The sequence below is a fragment of the Pseudoalteromonas sp. BZB3 genome, from assembly GCF_040104455.1.
Taxonomy (GTDB): Bacteria; Pseudomonadota; Gammaproteobacteria; order Enterobacterales; family Alteromonadaceae; genus Pseudoalteromonas.
Genome location: NZ_JBECOS010000008.1, coordinates 146,371 through 162,648, shown reverse-complemented (window position 1 = coordinate 162,648; position 16,278 = coordinate 146,371). Strand labels below are relative to the sequence as shown.

Genomic DNA, 16,278 nt, shown 5'->3' with positions numbered 1-16,278 from the left:
ATAGGACTATATACATGACAATTAGCCAAGATTTATTTTCTCGTGCTCAAGAATCGATTCCTGGTGGCGTTAACTCACCAGTGCGTGCATTCAATGGTGTAGGTGGCACGCCGCTATTCATCACCAATGCTGAAGGTCCTTATACTTACGACGCTGACGATAAAAAATACATCGATTATGTGGGCTCTTGGGGTCCTATGATCTTAGGTCACAACCACCCAGAAATTAAGCACGCAGTTTTAGAAGCTGTTGAGCGCGGCCTTAGTTACGGTGCCCCAACTGAAACTGAAATCTTGATGGCTGAGAAAGTAAAAGAGCTAGTGCCATCAATCGAAAAAGTACGCATGGTAAGCTCTGGTACTGAAGCAACAATGAGTGCTATTCGTCTTGCTCGTGGCTTCACAGGCCGTGACAAAATTCTAAAGTTTGAAGGCTGCTACCACGGTCACGCTGATTCACTATTAGTTAAAGCCGGTTCTGGTGCCTTAACTATGGGTGTGCCTAACTCTCCGGGTATTCCTGCTGATTTCGCCAAGCACACATTAACGGTAGCGTTCAACGACATTGAGCAAGTTAAAGCTATCTTCAATGAATACAAAGACGAAATTGCTTGTATTATCGTTGAGCCGGTTGCGGGCAACATGAACTGTATTCCGCCAGTTGAAGGTTTCCTTGAAGGACTTCGCTCAGTCTGTGATGAGCACAAATCAGTACTTATTTTTGACGAAGTAATGACAGGCTTCCGCGTGGCACTAGGCGGCGCACAGGCTTATTACAACATTCAGCCTGATCTAACCTGTCTTGGTAAAGTGATCGGCGGCGGTATGCCAGTGGGTGCTTTCGGTGGTAAAAAAGAAATCATGGATTTCATCGCGCCAGTGGGTCCAGTGTATCAAGCTGGTACGCTATCAGGTAACCCAATCGCGATGGCCGCTGGCCTAAAAGCACTTGAGCTATTAAGCCAAGGTAACTTACACCAAGAGCTTGAAGCAAAAAGCAAAGCACTGTGCGAAGGTTTTCAACAAGCTGCTGATGAAGCGGGTATTCCACTGACTACAAATTATGTGGGTGGCATGTTTGGTTTCTTCTTCACAACTGCTGAGTCTGTAAATAGCTACCAGCAAGCAACTGAATGTGACCTAGAGCGCTTTAAAAAGTTCTTTCATTTAATGCTTGAAGAAGGCGTCTACCTTGCCCCTTCTGCTTTTGAAGCTGGCTTTGTAAGCTCGATGCATACAGATTCTGATATTGCAGACACGATTGCCGCAGCAGCAAAAGTATTTAAAAAGTTATAAGAAGTTTTGTAGCAATAAATTAAAAGCCCACATTTGTGGGCTTTTTTGTTTTTTAAAGAAAATAAATATTTTTGAACTAAAATTAAAAGTTGTTCGGTCTATCTAATACACACAATTAATAAGTGACGCACATGCAAGGATCAAAAACGCCTTTCTCACCCGCTATTTCTTTAATGGCCAATTTGAAATACAAAAGCAAAATCAGTCTAATTTTTGGTATTTTACTTGTTCCACTCAGTGTCAGCTTATTCTTCTTAAGCTCTATTCTCAGCCAAAATATTGCGCTCACACAGCAGCAACAAAGTGGTTTAGCGCTTTACCCTACTCTTTTACAAAATGTTATGTCTGAAAATAAGCAGGCAAACCGTCAATTAGCCAGAGGAAATGGCTTTATTATCACAGATAGCTCGCAACAACACGCGCTCGAACAAGTATCTATTCAATCAAAACTCGCCATCGATGGCGATATTGCACGCTCTTACATAAACCGCTCTTTGGTTGAGTCTGTTCCGAGCTTAATTGATCAAATAAATCTCACTTCTGAGCAAGTATCACTGGTGATCCAAGCGGGCTCATTTACCCCAGACACCTTTATTGCACTCTCGAATTACAATAAATCATTACCCAGTTATGCTGAACGTTTAGAAGGGAAACTGGCGGTGGCTATCGCAGATAATCAAACTGTAAAATCATCGCTATCACAGCAACTAGATAAGGTGACACGTTCCGTACAAGCTTTTAAAAATAGTATTCAAAACAATCTGCTTGACCCTGATGAATTACAATTATCACAAAGCCAATTCAATAATTTAAAAAGTGATACGCTTGAACAAGTAAGTATGCTCATCAATACGGCAACTCCGCTTTTAAAAGCATTACTAAACGAACGATTATCATCTCAACAAATTATCAGAAACAGTGTCGTGCTTGCTGCAGTCGTGTCACTTCTGCTAGCGAGTTACCTCATGTTCGGCTTTTACTTTGCTGTGGTAGACAATATTCGCGCGTTTGAGCACAACGCAAGTAAAGCTGCACAAGGTGATTTAAGTGCCAAAGCAACTGCGATTGGTAATGACGAAATGAGTATTATTGCCTACCAATACAATCAGGTACTTGATGCTATGGTTACTCTGCTTGGTGATGTAAAAAGTACCAGTGGCAACCTGCAAAATGCCACCAGCAAACTCAATGAAATCAGCCAAAGTACTCGTGAAGATGTCAGTCAGCAACAGCAAAATATTGGCACCATTGTAGAAGCGTTAGAAGCAATGAATAATGCCGCCACCTCAGTTGAGCATTCAGCCCAAGAAGCAACACAATTGGCAAGCACAGCGGCAAGTCATGTAAAGCAAGGCAGTGAAAACACGACAGAACTTGCTCAGCATATGACTATGTTGCAACAAGAATTTGAAGAAAGTCGACAAGCACTTGATAAGCTCGCACAAGACAGCCAAGACATTAGTAAGGTCAGTGTCGCGATCAGTGAAATTGCCGAACAAACCAATTTACTCGCGCTTAATGCTGCTATTGAGGCGGCTCGTGCTGGTGAGCAAGGCCGAGGCTTTGCCGTTGTTGCCGATGAAGTGAGAACTTTAGCTAAACGTACACAACAGCAAACAGAAGAAATTCACACCATCATTAATGCACTTCAACAGGCTTCAAATACCACGCAAGACAAAATGCGCCGAAGTGTTGAGCAAATGGAGCAAGGCGTGCTAGCAGCAGAAAAAACCAATCAGGTGTTACAAGAAGCGCAAACCAGCATGGTCGACATAGATAATCAGGGCCAACATATTAGTGTGTTAGTGCAGCAGCAATCTCAAGCCACCCAACAAGCTTTGAGTGATGCGACAACCATTAACAATGTTGCTCAACACACCCTTGAATCAGCAATTGCCACTCAAGATGATGCCCATGCACTTGCAGCAATGAGCACTCAGCTAAATGGAGCCGTTAAACAGTTTAGGTTTTAAAAGTATAACCGACATACAACAGAGTCAGTGATTGCAACCTAATAGTATGATGCCCATACACTTGCACGCATGAGCTCTCAGTTTGGGGGGGCAGTTAAGAAACTCCAATTTTAGTGATGCTGTTTAGCCCTTTTATAATAGGTAACGCCAATTTATGAACAAGTTGGCGTTGGGTTAAATAGCTCTCGCCTAATAGGCAATTGTATAACCTTACCGCAACTTGGTGCAGCCTGACGGCCTGTTTTTGGGTTCACAAACGCCCAGCGCACACCGTCCGGTCTCTGATCGGCTATTGCCTGTGGGTTAAGTGGTTTCAGATAGCGAATGTATAACTCAAGCGCACCACTAGACCCAGTCAAACCTGTTGGTTTGTTATCATCACGCCCTAGCCAAGCTACTGTAACGGTATTATGATCAAAGCCTGCAAACCAGCTATCTCTTAGATCATTACTGGTGCCTGTTTTGCCTGCAAGTTGGATAGACGGAAAGTGAAGATTAATGCGTTTTGCAGTGCCATCTTTGGTGACTCTTTTTAAACCATAATTGGTCATATAAATTGATTCTTCGGCAAAACGCTGTTCTGAACGCGTACGATGTTCATACAAGACTCGCCCAACCGAGTTGGTCATAGCTGCAATACTGGTAAGTGGCTGATAGCGACCTTGTCTGGCAATGGTGCTATACATCTGTGCCACATCAAATGAAGAAAGCTCTAGAGCACCAAGAAGTAACGAAGGGTATTGCTCAATCTGCTGCTTAATACCTAATTCACTCAGTGTTTCAGCGACTTTATGCACGCCAATATCTAATCCTAGGTTTACCGCCGGAATATTAATACTTTTACTGAATGCTTCATAAAGCGGCATTTTGCCTCTAAATTTATGATCGAAGTTTTCAGGGGTCCATACATCCCCTGAACTATCTTTGACCTCTAGCGGTCCGTCTTCTAACAATGTGCCAAGGTTATGAGTGTTTTGCTCAAAAGCCGAAAGATATATTGCAGGCTTAACTAGTGAGCCCACTTGTCGATTGGTATCGAGTGCGCGGTTTAAGCCACTAAAGCGCATATCTCGACCAGCTACCAAAGCAGATACCCCCGCTTTCTCAAGGTTGACTGAGAGCATCGCGGTTTCAAGCTTTTCAGTTTTATATTTGCGCTCTAGATAAGGTAAGCCTTTGCGAATAGACTCCTCCATTGCAGCTTGTTTTTGTAAATCGAAATAGGTAAATATCCTCACACCAGCATTAATGACTTGCTGATCAGGTAATAAATCTTTTAACTCTCGATTTACCAACTCTAGGTAACCTGGATAATTTTGTTGTCGGTCACGGCTTAAAGGCTCAACTTTAATTGGCCTTTCAAGTGACTGACGATATTCATTAGTACTTAAGTAACCATTTTCTGCTAGCAATCTGAGCACCAGATCACGTCGTTCTTGGGCGCGTTCTGGGTAACGTCTCGGATTATAATAAGAAGGCCCTTTGACCATAGCCACTAATAACGCGATTTGGTCAAACTCAAGCTCATCGACAGGCTTTGCAAAGTAAAACTCCGCAGCCAGTCCCATACCATGCACACCTTGATTATATGCCTGCCCTAAGTACACCTCGTTTAAATAAGCTTCTAAGATGGCATCTTTGCTATATCTGAAGTCTAAGATCATCGCTATCAAGGCTTCATTGATCTTACGCGTAAGAGTGCGTTCTCGGGTTAGGTAAAAGTTTTTAGCTAACTGCTGGGTCAATGTGCTGCCACCTTGCACCGTTCTTCCTGCTTTAATATTGGTATAAAGTGCTCTAAGAATAGACAGAACTGATACACCATGGTGTTCATAGAAATTTCTATCTTCCACAACCAATAACGCATCTTTTAAAATAGTGGGAAATTTATCGAGTGGAACAAACTCTCTGTCTTGCTTAGAATCATTGCCAATACGGGCTATTTGTACGGGTTCTAAGCGAGCTTTAGGCACTCGTCGACCAGACTCATTGACTATACTGGCTAATTTTTTACCGGCAAAATTTAAGGTAAATACTTTGCCTTGTTCAACACCATCATAAAACTCAAAAGCGCGTCGATAAATACGGATAGTTCGACCTTCAACAACATACTGACCTGTGCGGCTAAGCTTATTTACTTCTGAATAATTTAGGCGCTTTAATTCCCAAAGCACTTCTTTTTCTGACAGATATTGATCAGGACGAAAATCCATCGTTCGGGCATAGACCTGCACTGGCAACTGCCATTTATTCCCTTCAAATTGCTTAGTCACTTTGGCATCAAGGTAAATTACATAAAACGCTAACACCGCGATAACTGCGATACTGCCTTTCCAAAATAAACGCCAAAGTCCTAGCAAGGTTCTTTGTTTGAATTTAGCAAATCTGCCTTTGGACTGTTTTGTAGTTTTATTCGTTGTTTTTTTTGTGCTTTTCGATTTAGGCGCAGCGCTTTTTTTCGGTGTTGCTTTTTTTGTAGACGATTTTGGGGTAGGAGTCTTTTTTTCGGCCATGCCTAAGTTCACGAATGATTAATGCCAGTTAATTCAACATAGAGTACCTTAGATTAACAAGACCTGAAAGCCTAACTCATTGCTAAGTTAGGCTTGATTTCATTTAGTATTCAAAATGCACACAGTAGGTAACTCTCATCACATGAACACCACTCAGTTAATCTTAACTCGATACTTCTGATATTTGTTCTTCACCCACTGCGTGCAAATTGAAACTTTGGCAACTATTGACCGCGAACCGTAACAAACTCAGGGTAAGCATCGACACCACAGTCGTGCTGGTCCATACCTGATAACTCTTCTTCTTCACCAACTCGAATGCCCATTGTTGACTTTAAGATGGCCCATACAATGTAAGAAGCAATGAATACGAAAGCAAAGATACTGACTAAACCAATTAACTGTGTCACAAAGTTCGCATCGCCATTTGAGAGTGGTACTAACATAATGCCTAAAGCGCCACAGGTACCGTGCACAGAAATCGCACCTACTGGATCATCAATCTTAGCTTTATCAAGGAACACGATACTGAATACCACCAGTGAACCACCTAATGCGCCTAGTAATACCGCCAGTGTCGGTGATGGCGAAGCCGGTTCAGCAGTGATCACAACTAGGCCAGCTAATGCACCATTTAAAATCATAGTTAAGTCTGCTTTGCCCCAAAGTAATTTACATACTAGTAGTGCTGATATCGCACCTGCTGCTGCCGCAGCATTGGTATTCACTAAAATTTGACTCACAGCAACTGCATTTGCTTTATCTGCAATGAATAATTGCGAACCACCGTTAAAACCAAACCAACCCATCCATAAGATAAATGTACCTAGTGTTGCAAGTGGCATATTTGAACCTGGAATTGGATAAACTTCACCGTTCTTACCATATTTACCTTTACGAGCTCCTAGCAGTAATACACCCGCTAACGCCGCTGCTGCACCTGCACCATGAACAATCGCAGAACCTGCAAAATCTACAAAGCCCATTTCAGATAAGAAGCCGCCGCCCCAAGTCCAGAAGCCTTCTATTGGGTAAATTAAACCAGTTAAAACGACGGTGAATGCCAAAAAAGCCCAAAGTTTCATTCGCTCAGCGACTGCACCCGATACGATTGACATTGCCGTTGCTACAAATACAACTTGGAAGAAGAAATCAGCTTCTAATGCATGAGTTGCATCATCTGCGGCACTTCCAATAAGCGCACCAAAATTTGGTACTATGCCACCGGCTGTATTATCGACGTACATAATGTTGTAACCCACCAGCAAGAACATAGTACAAGCAATGGCATAGAGCGCGATGTTTTTTGTTAGAATTTCAGTGGTGTTTTTTGAGCGAACTAAACCCGCTTCAAGCATGGCAAAACCCGCTGCCATCCACATAACCAATACGCCAGAGATCAGAAAGTAAAAAGTATTTAAAGAGAACTTGAGTTCTATGATGCTGTTTTCCATTGTTATTGCTCCTAAATCGCTTCTTCGTCGAATTCACCAGTACGGATACGTACAATTTGGTCTAGGTCATACACAAAAATCTTACCGTCACCGATTTTTCCGGTGCGAGCGACTTCACTTAAGGTGTTAACAATACGCTCTGCGTTTTCGCTTTGTGTTGCGATTTCAACTTTGATTTTTGGAATAAAATCAACTTGATATTCAGCACCTCGGTAAAGCTCAGTGTGACCGCGTTGGCGACCAAAACCCTTTACGTCAACAACTGTCATACCTTCTACACCTAGCTCCGATAATGCTTCTCTGACTTCATCAAGTTTGAATGGCTTGATGATAGCGCTGATCATTTTCATATTGCCCCCTTCGACATTGTGATGCGTTATGTTGGCAATGAATAATCAAGCTCTATACCAAAATTAAAACTTTAAAAAATACATAAAGTTAACAATTTGAGAACATTAAAAATCAAATAAATTGCACCAGTTAAGTGCATAAACATTCAACTTGAACTGTGTTGGTGCGTCTTTTTTAAACGATCTACGCATCTATCCTAAGGAACCTTTAATTTGACTCATATTCTTTGCATATTGGCAAAATGCTGAACATTATTAATCTCAATAGAGGAGTAAGTAATGAAACTAAAAACCATCATCATCAGTGCTGCATTGCTGATCAGCCATGCGGTCAGTGCAAGTGAACATAGCCGTCAAATCGACATAGACAATCAAGTTGTCACAAAACATAAAACTAAAATTCTGGGTGAGAGAATTAATTACACTGCGACCACAGGCACTCAGCCTGTTTGGGATGAAGAAGGTCACCCGATCGCCTCTTTGCATTACACCTACTACAAGAAAAGCGATGTTAAAGATTTAAGTAAGCGCCCACTACTAATCTCATTCAATGGTGGCCCTGGTTCTGCGTCAGTATGGATGCATATTGCTTACACAGGCCCTAAAACTTTAAATATCGATACTGAAGGCTACCCAGTTCAACCGTACGGTGTACAAACTAACCCTTACTCAGTTTTAGACGTCGCTGACATTGTTTTCGTAAACCCTGTGAATACAGGCTATTCGCGAGTTTTACCAAACAAAGATGGAAAAATGCCTAGTAAAGCTGAGCAGAAAAAGCGTTTCTTTGGTGTAAATGCAGATATCAAATATCTCGCCGAATGGCTAAACACTTTTGTGAATCGCAACAACCGCTTTTTATCACCTAAGTTCTTAATTGGTGAAAGCTATGGCACAACTCGTGTGTCAGGTCTTGCTCATGAACTACAAAATAGCCAATGGATGTACTTAAATGGCGTAGTATTGGTTTCACCTACCGACATTGGCATTAAACGCCAAGGCCCTGTAAAAGCTGCAAATCGCTTACCTTACTATGCGGCGGCGGCTTGGTATCACAAAGCTTTAGCGCCAGAGCTACAAAATAAAGACTTATTAGATGTATTAGGCGAAGTTGAAACTTACACTATTAACCAATACCTACCAGCATTGGCAAAAGGTGCATTTATCAGCGATGCTGAAAAGCAACAAACAATTAAACAAGTTGCTAAGTTCAGTGGTTTATCAGAAACCTTTGTCGCTCAGAACAATTTAGATATTCCGACCAGCGCTTTTTGGAAAGAGCTGCTAAGAGACAGAGGGCAAACACTTGGCCGCTTAGATTCTCGTTATTTAGGTATTGATAAACGCGATGCAGGCAGCCGCCCTGACTACTGGCCTGAGCTAACCTCATGGCTACACTCTTTCACGCCAGCTATTAATTACTATCTACGTGAAGAGTTAAACTACAAAACCGATATTAAATACAATATGTTTGGTTCAGTGCATCCATGGGATCGGACAAACAACAACACCGGTGAGCAACTACGTTTAGCTATGGCGCAAAACCCTTACCTTAATGTATTAGTGCAAGCAGGATACTATGACGGTGCAACCAATTATTTCGATGCAAAATATACGATGTGGCAACTCGACCCGAGTGCAAAAATGCGTGACCGTTTAAGCTTTAAAGGTTATCGCTCAGGTCATATGATGTATTTACGTCGTGCTGATTTAGAGCAATCAAATCAAGACTTACGTGAATTTATTCAAAACGCCCTACCTACAGGCAAGTCAGCTAAGTACTAAAAACTTATTCCATGGCCTTATATCTTACTTATAAGGCCATGATAAAGCCCCTCCTTCATTCGCATGTCTTTAAAATTTGGGTATACTCAAAGCATTAGCGAATTTAAGGATGTTTCCATGACTGACAAATACCGTGTTGTATTTGCCGGCTTCGATAGCAGCGTGAGTGAATCTGCCGCCATCGAGCAGCTCAGCTTAAAACTTAAAACAACGCCGCAAAAAATCACAGCGTTCACGCAAGGCAAATCTTTATTTGCCCCCAGCGAAAAAGCCAAATGCCTTAAACAAGTAAAGTTATTGGCCAGTTTCGGTTTACATGCCAAGCTGCAATCAGCTGAGAGCAATGCAAATAGCGCCAGCTCAATTCAAAACTCTAAAGATGAACGCATTCTAGAAGCGCTTGATTACATTACGTCTAGCCTTATTCGAATCGAAGAACGCTTAGAAGAATTAGAGCAACGTTTACCTGCACAAGAGATCGTGAAAGAAAATAAAGTCGAAGATGATTGGCAAGAAGACGACCTTTTTGATGAACTTGAGCTTGATCCTCCCCCTAAACGCAGTAAAAAAGTGCAATATGGTCTTGGTATTGTACTCATCATTCTGTTGATCATATTAGCTATCGCACTTACTTTCCCTGAACTAGTCGCTTTTTAACATGAGTAAAATTCACGATTCGAAAATATCGCGTACTGAAATTAGAAAAAAAGTGCGCGAAGCTAGAAGAAATCTAACCCCATCATTTCAAAATCAAGCTGAAGAAAATTTAACTATTAATTTTTCTCAACAGGTAAACCTCCCTAAAAAGGCCAAAATAGGGCTCTATCTAAGCAATGATGGTGAACTCAACACAAACAAACTAATTCAAGAACTTAGAGCTAAAAAACATCAAGTTTACCTACCTATAATTCACCCTTTCAACGGCGCCTCATTGCTATTTCAGCAATATGAAGAAAACTCACCCATGGTGGCTAATCGCTATGCTATCTTGGAACCTAAGCTGAATTGCAGCCAAATTTGCCCGCTTCCTGAATTAGATATTTTGCTAATGCCCTTAGTTGCATTTGATGAGCAAGGTAATCGACTTGGAATGGGCGGCGGCTACTACGATAGAACATTGGCAAAGCACTATGCTGAACAACGTGAGAAGCCTAAGTTAATAGGCCTTGCTCATGATTGTCAGAAAGTAGAAAGCTTACCAATAGAAGCATGGGATGTGCCTTTACAGCAGATTTTAACACCGACGAAGTTTTACCAGTGGTAAAACTTCAACGTTAAACGCTTAAAACACGTCACTTTGCCTACGTTTTCGGTATACTTGCGTTGACAACTTTTGACAACAACCTTGGAACTGAAATGACTCAAGACGAAATGAAAAAAGCAGCGGCGTGGGCTGCACTAGAGTTTGTAGAAGAAGGCACGATTGTAGGTGTTGGTACAGGCTCTACGGTAAATCACTTTATTGATGCGTTAGGCAGCATTAAAGATGACATTAAAGGCGCGGTATCTAGCTCAGAAGCTTCTACTGAAAAGTTAAAAGCACTAGGCATTGAAGTTTACGAGTTAAACGATGTGGCTAAGCTAGACGTGTATGTTGATGGTGCTGATGAGATCAATGCGCAAAATGACATGATCAAAGGCGGCGGCGCAGCATTAACCCGTGAAAAAATCGTAGCGGCAGTAGCTGATAAGTTTATTTGTATTGTTGATAACACTAAGCATGTAGAGACTTTGGGTGCATTCCCACTCCCGGTTGAAGTGATCCCTATGGCACGCAGTTATGTGGCAAGAGAACTGCTTAAACTAGGTGGCGATCCGGTTTACCGTCAGGGCGTGATCACTGACAACGGTAATGTGATCTTGGATGTTCACGGTTTAGAGATCAACGATGCAAAGCAGCTTGAGCAACAAATTAACCAAATCGTCGGCGTAGTTACCAACGGCTTATTTGCTGAGCGCGGCGCAGACATCGTTATCACAGGGACACCAGAAGGTCCTAAAATTGTAAAATAGGAATGAGTCATGAGTAAGGTTTCTTTAGCAAAAGAAAAGATCAAAATACTGTTGTTAGAGGGCGTACACCAAAGCGCTGTTGAAACTCTTAAGCGAAATGGGTATAGCAACATTGATTATGTAAAGACTTCCTTACCTGAAGATGAACTCATCGAACGTATTTCAGACGTTCACTTTGTGGGTATTCGCTCGCGTACTCACTTAAATCAACGCGTTATTGATGCTGCAGAAAAATTGGTCGCAGTAGGCTGCTTTTGTATTGGTACAAACCAAGTTGACCTACAAGCGACTAAAGAACGTGGTATTGCGGTATTTAACGCGCCATTCTCAAATACACGCTCAGTAGCTGAGCTCGTACTAGGTGAAATTCTTTTATTACTTCGTGGCATTCCACAGCGTAATGCTATGGCTCATCGTGGAGAGTGGTTCAAATCAGCTATTGGCTCTTATGAAGCTCGTGGTAAAACTTTAGGTATTATTGGTTACGGCCACATCGGCACTCAGCTTGGTATTATGGCTGAAAACATCGGTATGAAAGTCGAGTTTTACGATATCGAAGACAAACTGACGCTAGGTAATGCACAACAAATTCAAAACCTAACACAACTTTTACAACGTGCCGATGTAGTAAGTTTGCACGTACCAGAAACACCATCGACCAAGAACCTTATCGGTATGGCTGAGCTTGAAGTGATGAAGCAAGGTGCGATTTTAATTAATGCTTCTCGCGGTACAGTGGTCGATATCGATGCACTATCAGAGTCTCTAAGAGATAAAAAGCTAGCAGGTGCTGCAATCGACGTATTCCCAGTAGAGCCAAAATCTAACGATGAAGAGTTTGTTTCTCCACTGCGCGAATTTGATAACGTGATCTTAACCCCACACGTTGGTGGTTCGACACAAGAAGCGCAAGAAAATATTGGTATTGAAGTCGCGGGTAAACTGGCTAAATACTCAGATAATGGCTCTACATTAAGTGCGGTAAACTTCCCTGAAGTATCACTACCTGAGCTTGCGAATCGTAGCCGCTTATTACACGTTCACGTCAACCGCCCGGGTGTACTTACGCAAATTAACCAGGCATTTGCTCAGCACGGCATAAACATTGCAGCTCAGTACCTACAAACCGACGACAAAATTGGTTATGTTGTTATTGATGTAGATACCGACCATTCTGAAGTAGCGCTGAAAGAGCTTAGCGCAGTTGAAGGTACTATCAGAGCGCGTATTCTTCACTAATCGCAAATAGCACCGAAAAGTAAGAAACAAATAAAAGCCCCGCAAACTAGAGTTTGCGGGGCTTTTTAAATTTAGATAAAGATTATACCAATTCTCAATAATACTTAATCATTTTGAGGGACTAAAACTGACGCTAGCTTCGTTGAAAACTTCTTATTTAGAACAACTAAATAGCAAAATTTTCGCCTTGCTATCGACAAGTTTTACTTGCCTCAAAATAGATCACTTAATTAAGAGGATTGGTATTATTTCTCAGGTGGACGATAGCCTTCGATTTCTACTTCTTTACCCTCAAATAAGAAACCGACCATTTGCTCTTCAAGCAACTGACGGTGATCTGGGTCCATCATGTTTAGGTGCTTTTCATTGATCAGCATGGTTTGTTTATGCTGCCACTGTTGCCAAGCTTCTTTAGAGATATTATTGAAAATCTTTTCACCTACTTCACCAGGGTAAAGTTGAAAAGCAAGGCCTTCAGCCTCTTTTTGTAATTTCTGACAAAACACTGTGCGTGCCATAGTTCATCACCTAATTAAATGCTCGATTAATGACGTTAGTCTACCCCATTGTGCCTAGGAGTTTAACTAACTTTTTCGTTGGTGCTGCAAGCCCAACTTCTGGATGCTCTGCTAAGTCAAACCAGATAAGCGGATTGTCATGAACACAATCTGGAATAGTATCTAACTTTAAAATTTGCGGATGTATCGTCAGTTCAAAGTGAGTAAAAATATGCACAAACGATTCTAGAGATTGTACTTTTCCTTTAAGCCCCTGCTGAACAATAAAAGCCTCAACGTCTTGTAATGACTCAAATTCAAAGAAGCCAAACAACCCCCCCCAAATGCCCGAACTTGGGCGCTTTTCCATTAGCACCTTGTTATCTGCATTTATTATTAAATGATACGCCTGCTTTTTTGGCTTTTCTTTCTTCGGTTTAGAGTTAGGGAAAGCTTTAACTTGGTTGTTTGCATAGGCTTGACACTGACTCACTAACGGGCAAGCTTCGCAGTTAAAATTACTACGCGAACAAAGACTAGCGCCTAAATCCATCATGGCTTGGTTAAATTCAGTGACATTGTCTTTTGGCGTGATGGTATCGCTTAAGGACCAAAGTAAATTTTCTACTTTTTTAACCCCGTACCAGCCTTCAACCATAAAGAATCGAGCTAGAACACGCTTTACATTACCATCTAAAATCGGATGCGGCTGACCCAGAGAGAGCGACAAAATCGCACCTGCAGTCGAACGGCCTATCCCCGGTAAATCGACAACTTGTTCAAAAGTTTCAGGAAACTTGCCTGCATATTGATCACGCACAATTTTCGCTGTTTTATGTAAATTACGTGCTCTGGCGTAATAACCTAAACCAGTCCAGTGGTGCAGCACTTCATCTTCTGGTGCATCAGCTAAATCGACAATCGTCGGAAAGCGCGCCATAAAACGTTCAAAATAAGGGATCACAGTAACAACTTGTGTTTGCTGCAACATCACTTCCGACACCCATACCTTGTAAGGCGTCTTGCCCAATTGCCAAGGTAAGGTCTTTCGACCATGAAGGTGGTACCACTCTACTACTTGCTCGGCAAACCATTTGGCTTGCTGTTTTGAAACCTGCATATCACCACGACTATGATTACTTTACTCGGCGCACAGTGTAGAGGCCTTTTATATCCAGTCAAGTATTGTACTTCGGACGTGGAACAGGGATAATATGCGCCCATTTTTACAGCACAGAATTGATTATGAACGAATCGAGTAAAGCCAATTTAGAAGAAGCTCTAAATGAAGGTAAATACATCCGCAAAGTCCGTAGTTTTGTAAAGCGCGAAGGCCGTTTAACAAAAGGACAAGCTGCTGCCATTGAAAAATGTTGGTCAAGCATGGGCTTAGAGCATAGCCAAGGCTTACTAGATTTCTCTCAAGTATTCGGCAACGACAACGACGTCGTGCTTGAAATCGGTTTTGGCATGGGTAAATCGTTAGTTGAAATGGCGAAGAACGCGCCGCATTTAAACTTCATCGGTATTGAAGTACACCGCCCGGGTGTTGGTGCATGCTTAATGGAAGCCGACGAAGCGGGTTTAACGAACCTGCGTGTATTTGAACATGACGCTGTTGAAGTGCTTGCTGATTGCATCGCTGATGGCAGCCTAACAACCATGCAGTTATTCTTCCCTGATCCTTGGCACAAAAAGCGCCACCACAAACGCCGTATTGTGCAGCCAGAGTTTGTTGAAAGCCTACGCCAAAAGCTAAAAATTGGCGGCGTGTTCCACATGGCTACTGACTGGGAAAACTACGCAGAGCATATGCTAGAAGTAATGACTGCAGCACCTGGTTACGAAAATATCTCTGAGACACAAGATTATGTGCCTCGCCCAGACAATCGCCCACTGACTAAGTTTGAACAGCGCGGCCATCGCCTAGGTCACGGCGTTTGGGATTTAATGTTCAAGCGTAGCAACTAAAATTTAATTCTAACTTTTACAGTTATTTTTTAGTTAGATAAAAGAGCCTGATGGCTCTTTTATCTTAATGAAATTAGGATTGGTATAGTTTTGCCTTTGCGCAAAATTAAGTAGAGATTTTAAATAGAGTATTTATGAGTCGATTAGCAAACCCAAGTTTATTGCTTCTTCGCAACGAAGAAGAACTTACAGGTCAGCGCATTTTAGTGATTAACACCATGCGCGACGGCTTTCTTCGCGAGTTAAAGCAATTAAACCCAAATAGCGATATTAATGCTTTTAGCTATAACCTTGCTGATCATCAAGACTCACAAAAACATAAAGGCACTACTAGCCATGTTGGTCATAGTTTGCCTGTTCTCGAAGAGCTAGATTTAATTATCTATTACTATCCGAAATCAAAGCCTGAAGCCTTGATGATGCTCGATAATATCCGAGCCGTCGCTTCACCTAAAACACGTGTTTTAATTGTTGGCGACAACAAAGGGGGCGTTAAATCTGCTGAAAAGCAGTTTAAACCTTTTGCAGGTGAATTTTATAAATTAGAAAGCGCAAAACACTGCGTATTGTTTGAATTTGCTGATTTAACTTTAATAGAGCGTTTTGATATCAGCAGTTACCAAACCACATTCACTGTGAGTGTGAACGACCAGAGCTTTGTAGTAGCAAGTGTGCCTGGCGTTTTCAATCACGGTAAATTAGATGATGGTACTCGTCTGTTGCTCGAGCAAATTGCCGTGCCTTATAAAGGTAAAGTGCTAGATTTTGGCTGTGGTGCAGGGATTATCGCCACTTACCTAGGACTAAAAACTCCAGAATTGAGACTGAACTGTTTAGATGTCAGCGCTTTAGCTGTATATGCTACCGAACAGACGCTAAAACTAAATAACCTCGAAGGCAATGTGATTTTGAGTGATGGTATGCAAGCTGTGTCAGGGCAATTTGATTTAATCATCAGTAATCCGCCATTCCATACGGGTATTTCAACTGATTATCAAATTGCTGAAGACTTTTTAGCACTTTCTAAGCAATTCTTAAAACCTAAAGGCAAGCTTACCATAGTTGCTAATAGCTTCTTAAAATATCAGCCAATCTTAGAAGCACAGTTTGGTGAGTATGTAACCATTGCGAAAAATAATAAATTTGCGGTATACCACGCACAAAAACCTTAACCGCTTTACTTAATGG

The 16,278-nt window shown here is 41.7% G+C and carries 14 protein-coding genes; 9 read left to right on the top strand and 5 right to left on the bottom strand.

What is annotated here, in order from left to right:
* The first annotated feature begins 14 nt into the window (after positions 1-14).
* Both hemL and ABMY35_RS06415 read left to right on the top strand, forming a co-directional pair.
* Positions 15-1,295, top strand: a complete 1,281-nt coding sequence (gene hemL / locus ABMY35_RS06420; RefSeq protein WP_349285490.1) for a glutamate-1-semialdehyde 2,1-aminomutase — start codon at positions 15-17, stop codon at positions 1,293-1,295.
* Between the two features lie 131 nt (positions 1,296-1,426).
* Complete coding sequence (locus ABMY35_RS06415; protein ID WP_349285489.1) at positions 1,427-3,268, top strand: methyl-accepting chemotaxis protein; 1,842 nt, start codon at positions 1,427-1,429, stop codon at positions 3,266-3,268.
* A gap of 152 nt (positions 3,269-3,420) precedes the next feature.
* On the opposite strand, the gene mrcB is transcribed toward ABMY35_RS06415, so the two are convergent.
* From mrcB to ABMY35_RS06400, 3 genes are all read right to left on the bottom strand, one after another.
* Positions 3,421-5,781 (bottom strand): penicillin-binding protein 1B, encoded by a 2,361-nt coding sequence (mrcB, locus tag ABMY35_RS06410; RefSeq protein ID WP_349285488.1) that lies wholly within the window; start codon positions 5,779-5,781, stop codon positions 3,421-3,423.
* A 224-nt stretch (positions 5,782-6,005) separates the two neighbouring features.
* Entirely contained in the window at positions 6,006-7,235 is a 1,230-nt protein-coding gene (locus tag ABMY35_RS06405; protein ID WP_130254679.1) for an ammonium transporter, read from the bottom strand.
* Positions 7,236-7,246: 11 nt separating this feature from the next.
* Entirely contained in the window at positions 7,247-7,585 is a 339-nt protein-coding gene (locus ABMY35_RS06400) for a P-II family nitrogen regulator (RefSeq protein ID WP_130254678.1), read from the bottom strand.
* Positions 7,586-7,864: 279 nt separating this feature from the next.
* On the opposite strand from ABMY35_RS06400, the gene ABMY35_RS06395 reads away from it, so the two are divergent.
* From ABMY35_RS06395 to serA, 5 genes are all read left to right on the top strand, one after another.
* A complete protein-coding gene (locus ABMY35_RS06395) occupies positions 7,865-9,370 on the top strand; it encodes a carboxypeptidase (RefSeq protein ID WP_349285487.1) in 1,506 nt (501 codons plus the stop codon).
* Positions 9,371-9,487: 117 nt separating this feature from the next.
* On the top strand, positions 9,488-10,027 hold the full coding sequence (locus ABMY35_RS06390; protein ID WP_349285486.1) for a hypothetical protein: 540 nt from the start codon (positions 9,488-9,490) through the stop codon (positions 10,025-10,027).
* Between the two features lies 1 nt (position 10,028).
* Entirely contained in the window at positions 10,029-10,634 is a 606-nt protein-coding gene (locus tag ABMY35_RS06385; RefSeq protein ID WP_349285485.1) for a 5-formyltetrahydrofolate cyclo-ligase, read from the top strand.
* Between the two features lie 92 nt (positions 10,635-10,726).
* Complete coding sequence (gene rpiA / locus ABMY35_RS06380) at positions 10,727-11,383, top strand: ribose-5-phosphate isomerase RpiA (protein ID WP_138480172.1); 657 nt, start codon at positions 10,727-10,729, stop codon at positions 11,381-11,383.
* Positions 11,384-11,392: 9 nt separating this feature from the next.
* Complete coding sequence (serA, locus tag ABMY35_RS06375; RefSeq protein WP_058030910.1) at positions 11,393-12,622, top strand: phosphoglycerate dehydrogenase; 1,230 nt, start codon at positions 11,393-11,395, stop codon at positions 12,620-12,622.
* A 245-nt stretch (positions 12,623-12,867) separates the two neighbouring features.
* On the opposite strand, the gene ABMY35_RS06370 is transcribed toward serA, so the two are convergent.
* Together ABMY35_RS06370 and mutY are read right to left on the bottom strand one after the other, a co-directional pair.
* Positions 12,868-13,140, bottom strand: coding sequence for an oxidative damage protection protein (locus ABMY35_RS06370; protein ID WP_058030911.1), 273 nt, complete (start codon positions 13,138-13,140; stop codon positions 12,868-12,870).
* Positions 13,141-13,180: 40 nt separating this feature from the next.
* Positions 13,181-14,239: an A/G-specific adenine glycosylase gene (gene mutY / locus ABMY35_RS06365; protein WP_349285484.1), complete on the bottom strand. Its 1,059-nt coding sequence runs from the start codon at positions 14,237-14,239 to the stop codon at positions 13,181-13,183.
* Between the two features lie 125 nt (positions 14,240-14,364).
* On the opposite strand from mutY, the gene trmB reads away from it, so the two are divergent.
* Together trmB and ABMY35_RS06355 are read left to right on the top strand one after the other, a co-directional pair.
* Complete coding sequence (trmB, locus tag ABMY35_RS06360; RefSeq protein WP_138629563.1) at positions 14,365-15,090, top strand: tRNA (guanosine(46)-N7)-methyltransferase TrmB; 726 nt, start codon at positions 14,365-14,367, stop codon at positions 15,088-15,090.
* Between the two features lie 134 nt (positions 15,091-15,224).
* Entirely contained in the window at positions 15,225-16,262 is a 1,038-nt protein-coding gene (locus tag ABMY35_RS06355) for a methyltransferase (protein ID WP_349285483.1), read from the top strand.
* The last annotated feature ends 16 nt before the right edge of the window (positions 16,263-16,278 follow it).